Annotated in this window: 11 protein-coding genes and 2 pseudogenes; 10 read left to right on the top strand and 3 right to left on the bottom strand. The window is 67.0% G+C overall.

Annotation, left to right across the window (positions count from 1 at the left end):
- The first annotated feature begins 160 nt into the window (after positions 1 to 160).
- Both EET03_RS05385 and EET03_RS05390 read left to right on the top strand, forming a co-directional pair.
- On the top strand, positions 161 to 970 hold the full coding sequence (locus EET03_RS05385; RefSeq protein WP_075542701.1) for a biotin--[acetyl-CoA-carboxylase] ligase: 810 nt from the start codon (positions 161 to 163) through the stop codon (positions 968 to 970).
- A 14-nt stretch (positions 971 to 984) separates the two neighbouring features.
- Positions 985 to 1,503 carry a PH domain-containing protein gene (locus EET03_RS05390; protein ID WP_023371481.1) on the top strand — a complete coding sequence of 173 codons (519 nt, stop codon included), beginning with the start codon at positions 985 to 987 and terminating at the stop codon, positions 1,501 to 1,503.
- Here EET03_RS05390 and EET03_RS05395 read toward each other — a convergent pair.
- Complete coding sequence (locus EET03_RS05395) at positions 1,458 to 2,126, bottom strand: GtrA family protein (protein ID WP_063469435.1); 669 nt, start codon at positions 2,124 to 2,126, stop codon at positions 1,458 to 1,460. The genes EET03_RS05390 and EET03_RS05395 overlap by 46 nt on opposite strands.
- Before the next feature lie 99 nt (positions 2,127 to 2,225).
- On the opposite strand from EET03_RS05395, the gene EET03_RS05400 reads away from it, so the two are divergent.
- The 8 genes and pseudogenes from EET03_RS05400 to EET03_RS05435 form a co-directional block, all read left to right on the top strand.
- Complete coding sequence (locus tag EET03_RS05400) at positions 2,226 to 3,566, top strand: 5-(carboxyamino)imidazole ribonucleotide synthase (protein ID WP_075542722.1); 1,341 nt, start codon at positions 2,226 to 2,228, stop codon at positions 3,564 to 3,566.
- Positions 3,563 to 4,078, top strand: a complete 516-nt coding sequence (gene purE, locus EET03_RS05405; protein ID WP_099194002.1) for a 5-(carboxyamino)imidazole ribonucleotide mutase — start codon at positions 3,563 to 3,565, stop codon at positions 4,076 to 4,078. The genes EET03_RS05400 and purE overlap by 4 nt, the downstream gene beginning before the upstream one ends.
- 12 nt (positions 4,079 to 4,090) lie before the next feature.
- Positions 4,091 to 5,260, top strand: a complete 1,170-nt coding sequence (locus EET03_RS05410) for an acyl-CoA dehydrogenase (protein ID WP_099194003.1) — start codon at positions 4,091 to 4,093, stop codon at positions 5,258 to 5,260.
- A 273-nt stretch (positions 5,261 to 5,533) separates the two neighbouring features.
- Positions 5,534 to 6,697: a PP2C family protein-serine/threonine phosphatase gene (locus tag EET03_RS05415; protein ID WP_244232252.1), complete on the top strand. Its 1,164-nt coding sequence runs from the start codon at positions 5,534 to 5,536 to the stop codon at positions 6,695 to 6,697.
- 11 nt (positions 6,698 to 6,708) lie between these two features.
- The gene (locus EET03_RS05420; protein ID WP_075542721.1) at positions 6,709 to 8,343 is read left to right on the top strand and encodes a sensor histidine kinase; all 1,635 of its coding nucleotides are present in this window, start codon (positions 6,709 to 6,711) and stop codon (positions 8,341 to 8,343) included.
- Positions 8,340 to 8,780 carry a response regulator gene (locus EET03_RS05425; RefSeq protein WP_075542697.1) on the top strand — a complete coding sequence of 147 codons (441 nt, stop codon included), beginning with the start codon at positions 8,340 to 8,342 and terminating at the stop codon, positions 8,778 to 8,780. The genes EET03_RS05420 and EET03_RS05425 overlap by 4 nt, the downstream gene beginning before the upstream one ends.
- Before the next feature lie 247 nt (positions 8,781 to 9,027).
- Positions 9,028 to 9,645, top strand: a pseudogene (locus EET03_RS05430) (extracellular solute-binding protein); the annotation flags it as partial.
- A pseudogene (locus EET03_RS05435) lies at positions 9,644 to 10,306 on the top strand (NHL repeat-containing protein); the annotation flags it as partial. The pseudogenes EET03_RS05430 and EET03_RS05435, both read left to right, overlap by 2 nt.
- A 5-nt stretch (positions 10,307 to 10,311) precedes the next feature.
- Here the strand turns inward: EET03_RS05435 and EET03_RS05440 are convergent.
- On the bottom strand, positions 10,312 to 12,552 hold the full coding sequence (locus EET03_RS05440; protein ID WP_075542696.1) for a SulP family inorganic anion transporter: 2,241 nt from the start codon (positions 12,550 to 12,552) through the stop codon (positions 10,312 to 10,314).
- A 231-nt stretch (positions 12,553 to 12,783) separates the two neighbouring features.
- Positions 12,784 to 13,968: a CoA transferase gene (locus EET03_RS05445; RefSeq protein WP_075542695.1), complete on the bottom strand. Its 1,185-nt coding sequence runs from the start codon at positions 13,966 to 13,968 to the stop codon at positions 12,784 to 12,786.
- Between the last annotated feature and the right edge of the window lie 18 nt (positions 13,969 to 13,986).

Consider the following 13,986-nt stretch of genomic DNA (forward strand, 5'->3'; position numbering starts at 1 on the left):
GTCGATGGTATCGGCAACCAGATCGTTACCCGGTCCGGCGCCCGGTTCGAATCCGCCGAACACCCGATGAGCTGCCCGCTTCAGCATCCCAAATCCCGCGATCGACCCCGCTGCATCTGCGTCGGCCCAGCACGCTTCCAAGGGTCTCTAGGCTCTGGGGGTGATGAACCGGGATCAGCTCAGGCTGCCACTCGATGCCGCGGCCTTGCGTGCCGAGGCGATCGGCTCGGGATGGCGCCAACTCGACGTGGTGGAGCAGACCGGCTCCACCAACGCCGATCTGCTGGAGCGCGCCGCCTCCGGAGCCGATATCGACAGGGTGGTCTTGATCGCCGAGCACCAAACCGCCGGACGCGGACGCCATGGCCGGGGCTGGACGGCCGCGCCCTGCGCGCAGATCACCATGTCGGTCGGCGTGCGTATCGACGGCGTCGCCACCGCCGCGTGGGGCTGGCTGTCGCTGGCCACCGGGCTGGCGGTGATCGACGCGGTCACCCCGCTGATCGCAGCCGGCGGGATCGAAGCACGCCTGAAGTGGCCCAACGACGTGCTGGCCGGGCCTGCCGCAGCCATGGGCAAGCTGGCGGGCATCCTGGCCGAGGTCGCGCAACCGTTCGCAGTGATCGGTGTCGGACTCAACGTCACGCAGGACCCCGAGGAGGTCGACGGTCCCGGGGCGACGTCGTTGTTCGACCTCGGCGTGCCGGCTCCGGACCGGAGCCAGCTGATTCCCGGGCTGTTACGAGACCTCGCGGCACGGATCGCCCAATGGCACGACGCGGACGCGCAACTGGCGGCCGACTACCGGGCCCGCAGCCTGACCATCGGTTCGCGGGTGCGGGTGCAGCTGCCGGGGGGGAACGACGTCGTCGGGGTCGCGCGCGACATCGACGGCCAGGGCCGGCTCTGTGTCGACACCGGGGGTGAGCCGGTGCTGGTGTCAGCCGGTGACGTGGTGCATCTGCGTTAGTTAAGGTCGCCACCATGAGGTATCCGGACAACGCCATGGCCGCCGGCGAGCAGGTGGTCCTGCATCGCCACCCGCACTGGAAACGGCTGATCTGGCCGGTCGTGGTGCTGATCCTGGTCACCGGGCTGGCCGCGCTCGGTTCCGGGTTCGTCAACTCGACACAGTGGCCGCAGCTCACCAAGAACATCCTTCACGGCGTCATCTGGGGCATCTGGCTGGTGATCGTCGGCTGGGGCACGCTGTGGCCGTTCCTGAGCTGGCTGACCACGCATTTCGTCGTCACCAACCGGCGGGTGATGTTTCGGCATGGCGTGCTGACCCGAACCGGGATCGACATCCCGCTGGCACGGATCAACAGCGTGGAGTTTCGTGACCGGATTACCGAACGGATGTTTCGCACCGGGACGCTGATCATCGAGTCGGCGTCACACGATCCGCTGGAGTTCCCCGACATTCCGCGCCTGCGTGAAGTGCACGCGCTGCTGTATCACGAAGTTTTCGACACCCTGGGCTCGGAGGAAGCGCCCAGCTGAGCCAACCGGTCGGTCCGGCTCCTCTTACTGCGCCAGGCGCGCAGCAGGGTGACGTTGCCGGCCTCGAGGGTGTCCTCCAAGACCTCGGCGATTCCGCCGGCGGTGAGCGCCGATTCCAGCGCCTTGTCCGGGTTGCGGGCGAACTCGTCGGGGAATACCCAGCGCCGGAACGCCCAGAACCGGAACGCCATCTGCAGCAGATTGCCGATGATGTAGGCCGAGACGAAGTCGGCGATATTTTCCACCGTCAATGACACCGTTGGCACCCGCAGCTGCAGGACGTAGCTGGAGACCCACAGCGGAGCCATGCTCAGCAGCACCCCGACGCCGCTGAACGCGAAGAACAGCAGTGCCTCATGGTGGCGCTCGCGGCCGCCGCGGTCGCGGAAGCTCCATTCCCGGTTCAGCACGTAGGACGCGATGACGGCGACGATCCCGGCGATCACCTTGGCCGTTACCGGCTTGGGCTCGAGAATCGTTAGCTTCAGCGTGTAGAAAATTGCCGAGTCGATGATGAAAGTGGTGCCGCCGACGATGGCGAATTTGATCAGCTCATGGTGGCGCTGCGCATAGGGCTGAACCACCCCGGGAAGGCGCGCAATCGTGGCATCGGCAAAGGACACAACACGTCAGTGTACGGATCGACGCGAAATCGACGCAAAATGCTACATAACGATCTGGTATTGCAGCCGTCAAACACGCCGGTCGCGAGCCATGACACCATGATGGCCGTGCCGAGTTCCCGCACCCCGCTCGTCGCGCCCTTAGGCGCCCCGCTGGTCGCCATGGTCGGCGGCGGTCAGCTGGCCCGGATGACCCACCAGGCCGCCATCGCGCTGGGTCAGAACCTGCGGGTCTTGGCCACCTCAGCCGACGAGTCGGCGGCGCAGGTGACTCCCAATGTGGTGATCGGGTCGCACACCGATATCGACGACCTGCGCCGCGTCGCGGCCGGGGCTCAGGTGCTCACCTTCGACCACGAGCACGTCCCCAACGAGCTGCTGGAAAAGCTGGTCGCCGAAGGCGTCAACGTGGCGCCGCCGCCGCAGGCCCTGGTGCACGCCCAGAACAAGCTCGTGATGCGCCAGAAATTGGCGGCCCTGGGAGCCCCGGTGCCGCGCTACACCGGCATCGAGAGGCTCGACGACCTGCGCTGCCTGGACGCGTTCGCCGGGCAGGTGGACGCACCGCTGGTGGTCAAGGCGGTTCGCGGCGGCTACGACGGCCGGGGTGTGCGGATGGCGCGCAATGTCGCCGATGCCCGCGACATCGCGCGCGACTACCTGACCAATGGTGTGGCGGTGCTGGTCGAGGAGCGGGTGGCGCTGCGCCGGGAGCTGTCGGCGCTGGTGGCGCGGTCGCCGTTCGGCCAGGGCGCGGCCTGGCCGGTGGTCCAGACGGTGCAACGCGACGGCATCTGCGTCCAGGTGATCGCGCCCGCGCCGGAGCTGACCGGCGACTCGGCCGCGGCCGCGCAGCAGCTGGCGTTGCGGCTGGCCGCCGAACTGGGTGTGGTGGGGGTGCTCGCCGTCGAGCTCTTCGAGACGACCGACGGCACGCTGCTGGTCAACGAACTCGCGATGCGGCCGCACAACTCCGGGCACTGGACCATGGACGGGTCTCGGACCAGTCAGTTCGAGCAGCATCTGCGCGCGGTGCTCGACTATCCGCTCGGCGACACCGGCGCGATCGTCCCGGTGACGGTGATGGCCAACGTGCTCGGCGCCGCCGCCCCGCCGGCAATGTCGCTCGACGAACGACTGCACCACCTGTTCGCGCGGATGCCCGACGCCAAGGTTCACCTGTACGGCAAGGCGGAGCGGCCGGGCCGCAAGGTGGGACACCTCAACTTCCTCGGTGCCGACGGTACTGACCTGCAACAGCTGCGGGAACGCGCCGAGCTTGCCGCGCATTGGTTGTCACATGCACAGTGGACCGACGGATGGGATCCCCATGCCGCCGGCGACGATGCACCGGGTGCACGCCCCCCGAAGCGGGAGGTACCCCCTCCCGCTCCCGAGGGAGGAAGCGATGTGGAGGAGCGACGGATGGGATCCGCATGACCGAACAGCCCCGGGTCGCGGTGATCATGGGCAGCGACAGCGACTGGTCGGTGATGGCCGACGCCGCCGCGGCGCTGGCCGAGTTCGACGTCCCGACCGAGGTGCGGGTGGTGTCGGCGCATCGCACCCCGGCGGCGATGTTCGACTACGCACGCGGTGCCGCCGACCGCGGCATCGAGATCATCATCGCCGGCGCCGGCGGCGCCGCCCACCTTCCCGGTATGGTCGCCTCCGCCACCCCGCTACCGGTGATCGGGGTGCCGGTGCCGCTGGCCCGGCTCGACGGCCTGGACTCGCTGCTGTCGATCGTGCAGATGCCGGCCGGGGTGCCGGTGGCTACGGTGTCCATCGGTGGGGCGCGCAACGCCGGCCTGCTGGCGGTGCGGATGCTCGGGTCGTCTGATCCGCAGATACGGGCGCGAGTCATGGCATTCCAGGACCGGCTGGCCGAGACCGTGCGGGCCAAGGATGCGGAACTGCAGAAGCGTGCGGGTAAGTTAACCCGCGACTAGAAGGAGGCCGAGATGGCTGGTTGGGCGGGCAATCCGTCGTTCGATGTGTTCCAGCTGCCCGAAGAGCACCAAGAGTTGCGGGCGGCGATTCGCGCGCTGGCGGAAAAGGAAATCGCTCCGCATGCCGCGGACGTGGACGAGAATTCCCGGTTCCCGCAGGAGGCGCTGGACGCGCTCAACGCCTCCGGTTTCAACGCGGTGCACGTGCCCGAGGAGTACGGGGGCCAGGGAGCCGACTCGGTGGCGGCCTGCATCGTCATCGAGGAGGTCGCCCGTGTCGACGCGTCCGCCTCGTTGATTCCCGCGGTCAACAAACTGGGCACCATGGGCCTGATCCTGCGCGGCTCCGAGGAGTTGAAAAAGCAGGTGTTGCCGCAGGTCGCGGACGGCACGGCGATGGCCTCCTATGCCCTGAGTGAGCGCGAGGCCGGCAGCGACGCGGCATCGATGCGCACCCGCGCCAAGGCCGACGGCGACGACTGGATTCTCAACGGCGCCAAGTGCTGGATCACCAACGGCGGCAAATCGTCGTGGTACACGGTGATGGCGGTGACCGACCCGGACATGGGCGCCAACGGCATCTCGGCGTTCATGGTGCACAAGGACGACGAGGGCTTCACCGTCGGTCCCAAGGAACGCAAGCTCGGAATCAAGGGTTCGCCCACGACGGAGCTGTACTTCGAGAACTGCCGCATCCCGGGCGACCGGATCATCGGCGAACCGGGCACCGGTTTCAAGACGGCACTGGCCACGCTGGACCACACCCGTCCCACCATCGGCGCCCAGGCCGTGGGGATCGCCCAGGGCGCCCTCGACGCCGCCATCGCCTACACCAAGGACCGCAAGCAGTTCGGCGAGTCGATCAGCACCTTCCAGGCCGTGCAATTCATGATCGCCGACATGGCGATGAAGGTTGAGGCGGCCCGGTTGATGGTCTACACCGCTGCCGCACGCGCCGAGCGCGGTGAGCAGAACCTGGGCTTCATCTCCGCGGCGTCGAAATGCTTTGCCTCCGACGTCGCGATGGAGGTCACCACCGATGCGGTCCAGCTGTTCGGCGGCGCCGGCTACACCGTCGACTTCCCGGTCGAGCGAATGATGCGCGACGCCAAGATCACTCAGATTTATGAGGGCACCAACCAGATCCAGCGCGTGGTGATGTCACGGGCGTTGCTGCGCTGACATTTCCGGGACAACCCCGAATAACCGGGTCCCGCGCCCAGGATCCGCCAGTAAAGTCGAGCTAGCGGCGCTGCCGTCCATTCGGGGTGGGAGGCAGGCGTGGGCACAACCGGGCACCGGCTATCGTCGGCCATCGTCGGACTCGAGCAAACGGGTACACCGCGGCCAGGGGGAGTGAGGTAGAAGGCGTGGTTATCTGTGCGCGCGCCACCTAAGCGCGACCCGACGCCTGGGCCGGGTCCCGGCATCGCCCCCGCAACGCAACGGCAGTCGTTGTCCTTGCTGCTGATCGAAGACGATCGGGCCGACGCCGTCCTCGTCGAAAACCTGATCGCCGACGCGGTCACCGATATCGAGGTGAGGTGGGCGCCCTCGATGGCACACGCCGAGCGTGAGCTGGACTCCGCCCGGCCCGACTGCGTGCTGCTGGACCTGAACCTTCCCGACGCCAGCGGGATAGACGCGCTTGCCCGCATCGCCGAGCGCGATGCCACCGTGCCGATCGTCGTGCTGACCGGGCTGAACGACGAGTACTTCGGCGCCACCGCGGTGGCCGCGGGGGCGCAGGACTACTTGGTCAAGGGGCGGGTCGAACCCGAAATGCTGCGGCGCGCACTGCTTTACGCGATCGAGCGCAAACGTGCCGAGCTGATTGCCGCCGACCTGCACGCAAGCCGGCTTCGAGCGCGGGAGAACGCATTGCTCGAACGCGGCCTGCTGCCCTCCCCGCTGCTGCTGGACCGTCCGGGCGTCGACATCGTCGCCCGGTACCGGCCGAGCCGTGAAGACGCCTTGCTGTGCGGGGACTTCTACGACGTCGTCCAAACCCCCGACCGGGTCGTCCATGTCCTGATCGGTGACGTCGCCGGGCACGGCCCCAACGAGGCCGCCCTGGGTGCGGCTCTGCGGATCGCCTGGCGTGCGCTGACGTTGGCCGGCGTCGACGGCGTCGACCTGATGCGGCGCCTGGAGCAGGTGTTGCGCGCCGAGCGCACCGGCGAAGGGGTGTTCGCGACGGTGCTCAGCCTGACCATTCCCGCCGGTCCGTCACGCGGCCCTGATGGCAGCCGCATCAAGGTGATCCGGGCCGGTCATCCAGGGATGTTGCTGCACGGCGGCGGCACCGTGGAATGGCTCGAGCCACCGGCCGGCCCGGCGCTGGGTCTGCACCTCGACAACTGGCCGCAGCATGAGCTGGCATTGCCGGCTGGCCACGGGCTGCTGCTGATCACCGACGGACTGTTCGAGGGGTATTCGGGATCCGGCCGGGAACGCCTCGGTGAGGACGGCCTGCTGGCGCTGGCCCGCTCGCACGCGGCGCTGTCCGGCCCCGCATTCGTCGACGCGCTCATCGACGGGGCACAGCAGCGCGCCCAGTCGCTCGGCGGACTCACCGATGACATCGCCGTGCTGCGCGTGGAGCGCACGACCCGATGATTGCCGGTGGGATGGCATGGCGCCCAATAGAACTCACCGTGCGGGGATGGCAAGCGCTGGTGCTGGCGGTCATGGGCGTGATGGTGCTCGCGGGCGCGGTGGCGGGTGCGGTATTGCTGAATCGCACCGACGAGTTGTCGCGCCAACTCCGCGACGACATTGCGCCGTCGCGGGTAGCGGCCTGCCAATTGCAGTCGGCATTACGCGACCAGGAATCCGGCATCCGCGGCTACCTGATATCGGCCGACAAGCAGTTCCTCGGCCCCTACTACGAGGGGCAGCGTGCCGAGCAGGCCGCCGCCGACGACATCCGCCGGCGACTGGCTCACCACCCTGAACTGCTGGCTGATCTGGACGCGGTCGAAAACGCCGCCGCCGCCTGGCGGATCAGCTATGCCCAGCCGCTGATCGCGCAGGTGACCCCGGACACTCCCATCGTGGTCAACGGCTCCATCGTGGCCATAGGCAAGTCCCAATTCGACCGGCTCCGTGAGCTTTTCGGCGTGCAGAACCAGCATCTGGCCCAGGCCCGGGCGCAGGCGGCCGAGCGGCTTGCGCACATGGACGACTGGCGCGACCGGGTGCTGGCCGCGATGGCGCTGGTGTTCTTCGCCACGGCGGCGCTGCTGGGGCTGTTGACCAGACGGGCGGTCACCCGTCCGCTGGCTGCCCTGGCGCGGGCATGCCGGCGGGTCACGGAAGGCAACTTCGGCGAAGCCATCGCGCCGCCCAGCAGACCCAAAGACATCCGGGGCATCGCCATCGACGTCGAGAACATGCGGCAGCGGATAGTGGAAGAGCTCGAGGCATCGCATTCGGCCCGGGCACAATTGGATGAGCAGGCTCTCGAGTTGCGGCGCTCGAACGCCGAACTGGAGCAGTTCGCCTACGTCGCGTCCCACGATCTGCAGGAACCGCTGCGCAAGGTCGCCGCCTTCTGTCAGTTGCTCGAAAAGCGATACGCCGATCAGCTCGACGAGCGCGGCCTCGAATACATCGGCTTCGCGGTCGACGGAGCCAAGCGCATGCAGGTGCTCATCAACGACCTGCTCAGGTTCTCCCGGGTCGGCCGGTTGGGCACCACGAGCACCGACGTCGACCTTGGCGCGACGCTGGACGCCGCCCTGGCCAACCTCGCCACCGCGATCGAGGAATCAGATGCCCATATTGTGCGTCCCGCCGAGCCGCTGCCGCGGGTGGTGGGGGACCCGACGTTGCTGACGATGTTGTGGCAGAACCTGATTGGCAATGCGGTCAAATTCCGGCGCCCGGACCGTGCGCCGCGGGTCGTCATCGACTGCCGGCGGGGCAGCGGCGAGCGCGACGGTCAGTGGCTGTTCAGCGTGACCGACAACGGCATCGGCATCCCGGAGGAATTCACCGACAAGGTCTTCATCATCTTCCAACGGCTGCACGGCCGTGACGCTTACGGCGGAACGGGTTTGGGTCTTGCGTTGTGCCGCAAGATCGTCGAGCATCACGGCGGCGCCGTGTGGATCGACACGTCCCACACCGACGGAACTCGCTTCGAGTTCAGGCTGCCCATCGCCGCGCCCTCGGGTGCCGATGCCGCGGATGCCGACGCCGCGGATGCCGACTTCGCCGACGGAAAATACGCGCCCTCCCCGAAAGGAACAACCACATGACATCGGCAGGCCGCCCCATCGACATCCTGCTTGTCGAAGACGACCCGGGTGACGAGCTCATCACTCGAGAAGCGTTCGAGCACAACAAGGTCAAGAACAGGCTCCACGTCGCGCGCGACGGGGAAGAGGGGCTTAACTACCTCTACCGGCGCGGCGAGTTCCACGATGCGCCCCGACCCGATCTGATCCTGCTCGACCTGAACCTGCCGAAGTACGACGGTCGGCAGCTGCTCGAGAAGATCAAGTCGGACCCCGACCTGGCGCGCATCCCGGTCGTGGTGCTTACCACCTCCGCGGCGGAGGAAGACATCTTGCGCAGCTACAAGTTGCACGCGAACGCCTATGTCACCAAGCCGGTCGACCTCGACCAGTTCATGACCGCGGTGCGGCAGATCGACGAGTTCTTCCTGCAGGTGGTGCGGCTGCCGTCGAGCTGAGTGGTTGCCGCTCAACGAGATTCGGAGTGCCGGCGGGCAAACCATCAGCTGTCCGGCGGCGATCAGCAGCCCCACGAACACCAAATCGGATAGATCACGTAACCCACCGGCGATCCGGGGATGCCTCTTGTCACAGTTCCGTTTACCCGCGAAGGTTTACTATGTTCACCTTTTCGTTCGTACGTTTCGCAGGAGCGGTTCCGGCTGGGCCCGCGACCTGTGGCGACGGTGGGTGTAGAGGAGTTCCGTGACGTCCAACCGACCTGGTGGCCCTAGCGGCCTGGTGAGCGTGCTGACCGCGGCCGCGCTGGTCTTCTCGGCATGCGGCGGCCACACCGACACCGCCGCCACGAAGATCGAGTGCGGCGGCAAAAAGGAACTCCAAGACGCCGGTTCCACCGCGCAACAGAATGCGATCGAACAATTCGTCTACGCCTTCATTCGGGCCTGCCCCGGTTACACGCTGGACTACAACGCGAACGGCTCCGGGGCCGGGGTGGAGGAGTTCGTCAACAACCGGACCGATCTCGCCGGCTCCGACGTGCCGTTGGACCCGTCGACCGGTCAGCCCGACCGGGCCGCGGCCCGGTGCGGTTCGCCGGCGTGGGATCTGCCGACGGTGTTCGGCCCGATCGCGGTGACCTAAAACGTCAGCGGAGTGAGCAAGCTGAATCTCGACGGGCCCACGACCGCAAAGATCTTCAACGGCACCATCACCCGATGGGACGACCCCGCGATCAAGGCCCTCAACTCCGACGCCAACCTGCCGCCGACGCCCATCCACGTGATCTTCCGCAGCGACAAATCGGGGACCACGGCCAACTTCCAGAAGTACCTCGACGGCGCGTCCGACGGCGCCTGCGGGCATGTACGGCAGGGTGGTGAAGTTGGCCAACGGGTCGAGCACCGCGACGGTGCTGCCGTTCAGCGGGCTTTACCAGCCTCAGGGGCTGGCGGTTGACGGCGCCGGTGCGATCTACGTCACCGATTTCAACAACCGGGTGGTGATGCTGCCCGCCGGCTCGAACAGCCAGACGGTGCTGCCGTTCGACGGCCTCGATTACCCCGAAGGGGTCGCCGTCGATGCGCAGGGCAGTGTGTATGTCGCCGACCGCGGCAACAGCAGGGTGGTGAAGCTGGCGGCGGGCGCCAAGACCCAGACCGTGCTGCCGTTCGACGGCCTGAAGAATCCCGATGGTGTGGCGGTGGACGGCGCCGGCGGCATCTATGTCGCCGACACCGACAACAACCGGGTGGTCAAGCTGGACGCCGGGTCCAACGACCAGACCGTGCTGCCGTTCCGCGAACTCTCCGTGCCGTGGGGTATCGCCGTGGACACCGTCGGCAATGTCTATGTCACCGAGCACAACAAGAGCGATGTGGTGAAGCTGGCGGTCGGGTCGAACACCGCGACCGTGCTGCCGTTCACCGGGCTCAACACCCCGTTGGCGGTGGCGGTCGACGGCTCGGGGAATGTGTACGTCGCCGACCGCGGCAACGACCGGGCGGTCAAGCTGACGCTCTGATGCCGCTATTGCGCGCCGGCCGGCTCTTCCAGGCACACGATGCCGCTGCGGTCCACCTCGTGCACCCGGCCCGTGGAGAGGTCGAAGAACATTCCGACAATTCGTACCGCGCCGGACGCCAATGCCGGGGCCAGGATCGGGTTTCGGGCAAGTCGTTCCACCTGCACGGCCACGTTCACGATGGCGAGCTGGTCAGCTTCGGTGAAGCCGTTGGACACCGCGCTCAGCCGCGCGGGATGGTTGTGGCGGAATGCGGCCAGGCTCTCGTGTGCATGTTGCAGCCAGTGACCCATGGGACCCAGGGGACTGGTCGGCTGCAGCAACACGTTCAACGCGTGGCATGACGAATGTCCGCACACCGCAACCGAACTCACGTCGAGTTCGTTGATCGCGAAGTCGAGGGCGGCGTCCACCGAGCGCTCGGCGGGATCGGTCGGTACCAGGTTGCCGACGTTGCGGATGATGTACAGGTCACCGGGACGGCTGGCGGTGATGACGTCCGGCAGGATCCGGGAGTCGGCGCAGGTGAGAAACAACGTGTCCGGGTTCGGCGGATCCGTCAGTGCCCGCACCTGGTGGTGCAGTGCTCTGGCGCCATTGCGGTGGTACTCCTCGACGCCGTGCAGGATGGAAGCGCGCTCGGGATGCTTGTCGCGCCGCGACGGCCAGGCGACATCGCGGAGCGACCTGGTCCCGAAGTGACGTTTCGGCGGACTGCTGTGCGCGCTGATCATATTCGCCGGCGACGTCTCGATGATGGCGACCGATCCGCCGGTTGCCTCGTGCGCGGTTTTCCAATCCGAAATCGCCTCGGACACCGCGTGATCGATGTAGTCCGCGTTCAGGTGCAGCGTCACGTCGGTTCCCCGCGGCAGCGTCGAGAGCACACGGGTCAGCCGCGGCAGGAGCAAGAAGCTCAGCGTGCCGTCCATATCGACCCGCCAGTGCTTGGCCTCTTCTCCCACCGGCCTGACCTCGATGGGCGCACGCACCACTCGGACCAGCAGGAACAGGATCGCGACCGCAAGCCCGATAGCCACACCCTCCAGCAGGTTGAGGAAAACCACACACACGATGGTGATCGTGTAGATGACGAAATTGCCGGTGCGCAAAGCCATTCGGATGTGAGCCAACTTGATCAGCTGGGCGCCGATCACGATGAGCAGGCCGGCCAGCGCCGCCTTGGGTATGAGTTCCACCAGGTTGGTGAACAGCGATGCGAACAGGAGGATCCATACCCCGTGCAATATCCCCGACATCCGGGTTCGGGCGCCGGCGGCCACATTGGCCGAACTACGGACGATAACCCCGGTGACGGGCAGGCCGCCGAGGAACCCGGACACCATATTCGCGCTGCCCTGTCCGATCATTTCCCGGTTGAAGTTGGTGCGCGGCCCCTTGTGTAGCTTGTCGACACCGACCGCGCACAGCAGCGATTCGACGCTGGCGATCAGGGCGATGGTGAGGATACCGACGGCGATCGCGCCGATCTCCTGGGTCCACGGTCGGCCGTCGGGGGACATGTCGGGGATATTCGGCAAGCTGATCGCCTCGAAAAAGTTGCCGGACAAGGTAACTCGCTCGACGTCTAGCCCAGTGGCCTGTGCGAGGGCGGTCGCCGCCACGATGGCCACCAGAGCGCCCGGAACCATCCTCGCCTTGGCCGGAAGCTTCGACCACAACAGCAAGATGGCGATGACGGTGCCGCCGACGATCACCTCGTGCAGTTCGTGATGCAGGATGCCGCTGGGCAGTGCCACGATGTTCTGCCACGCCGAACTCCGGGACGAACCACCCACCAGCACGTGAATCTGCTGCAACGCAATGGTGATGCCGATGCCCGCCAGCATGGCGTGCACCACCACCGGAGCAATACCCAACGCGGCGCGGGCCATCCGGCTCACGCCGAACGCGATCTGCAGCACACCTGCCCCAATGGTCATCAGGCACAACATCGGCCAGCCGACCTCGTCGATCAGCCCGGCGACCACCACGGTCAGACCCGCAGCCGGTCCGCTCACCTGAACCGACGACCCGCCGATGGCCCCGGCGACAATGCCGCCTACCACTGCCGCGATCAGACCGGCGACCAGCGGAGCGCCCGAGGCGATCGCGATCCCCAGCGACAGCGGCAGCGCGACCAGAAAGACGACGAGCGAAGCCGGGACGTCGTGCCGCAGGTTAACCAAGATCGACCGTGATCGGGTTTCGGTACGTAAGGCGGAGTCCTTGACAGCGGCGCTCATATCGTGGCTCCTCGAACCGATCAAAGGTCATCGGCGGCAGAACCGCTTCCCCGTCCCGACGCCCCCGCTGTCCACCGGCTTTGAAAGCGAGAGTTCATATTGGATAAATAGCGAATATGTGAGGTTACGGAGTACGACCCTGTAATCCTCTACGCGGGTCTGGACGAGGTCAGCGCGGGGCAGGTCATTCATCGGTAACTCAAAGAAAGCTGTGGACCGTGACACCGGACTTTAGGGTTCGGTCAGAAACATGTCGTTGTGCTCGCCCGGGGCCGGCGGGGGATCGGCGACCACCGCGCTGAAGCTCGAATAGCGCGCCGGCGTCCGGATCACGGTGACGGCGTCGTCCCCGCGGCCGACCTCGACGGCAAGCCGGTTCTCGGCGAACAGCGGGGTGTCGACGACCTGTTTCCAGCTATAGGGAAGGCAGGCCATCAGACCGCCCTCTTGCAGCAGCTCGACCCATTCGGCGGCGGTCTTGGCGGCTAGCGCCGACTGAAGCTCGTCGGTCAACTCGTGGTAGTGGATCGCCCGTGCGCGCTGGTCGATGAATCGCTCGTCGTCCAGGAGATCGGGCCGGCCGATGAGGTGGCACAGCTTATTCCAATGCTTGGGCACGTACGCGCTGATCAACAGGTATCCGTCGGCGGCGCGGAACGCGTCGGACGGCTGGGTGGCAAAGCCGACCCCTTTGCGCCGCTTGGCTTGTGGCACGGAATCGGGCTTCGGCCGGTCACCGCTGGTCTTGTTCAGGTGCATGGTCAGCTGGTTGGCCTGCAGCCCCACCGCGACGTCGTACATGGCCACCCGGACGGTGTCGGCCACCCCGTGGCGCTCGCGGTTGAGCAGCGCGGCCAACACCGCCTGGGCCAGCACGTGGCCGCTGGCGTTGTCGACCAGTTGGAACGGGATGATCTGCGGTTTGCCGTCCGGCGTCGGCATCCCGGTGGTCATGCCGGCCTCGGCGGCGACCATCAGGTCGACACCGGGCCGGGTGCCGTGCGGGCCGTTGCCGCCGAACGCCGACAGGCGCGCATAGATCAGTTTCGGATTGCGGGCTCGCAAGTCCTCGGGCCCCAGGCCCATGCGTTCCATGACGCCCGGGCGAAAGCCTTCCAGCACCACGTCGGCGGTGTCGGCGAGCCGCAGTATCTGCTGCCGGGCCGCGCCGGTAGTCAGGTCCACCGTCACCGACTTCTTGCCCCGGTTGTTGGGCAGAAAATACGTGGGCAGCGGCGGACGTCCGGGAAGGACCGCGGTGATGTGGCGGGCCGCCTCACCGCCGGGCGCCTCGATCTTGATCACCTCGGCGCCCAGATCGGCCAGCACCTGTCCGGCCAGCGGACCGGCGACGTTCTGGGTGAAATCGAGTACCCGAAACCCGTCGAGTGGCTTGGCGGGTCTGTCGTTCTGCATCGGCGAACCCTTCCCTGA

The organism is Mycobacterium innocens (assembly GCF_900566055.1).
In the GTDB taxonomy this organism is placed as follows: domain Bacteria; phylum Actinomycetota; class Actinomycetes; order Mycobacteriales; family Mycobacteriaceae; genus Mycobacterium; species Mycobacterium innocens.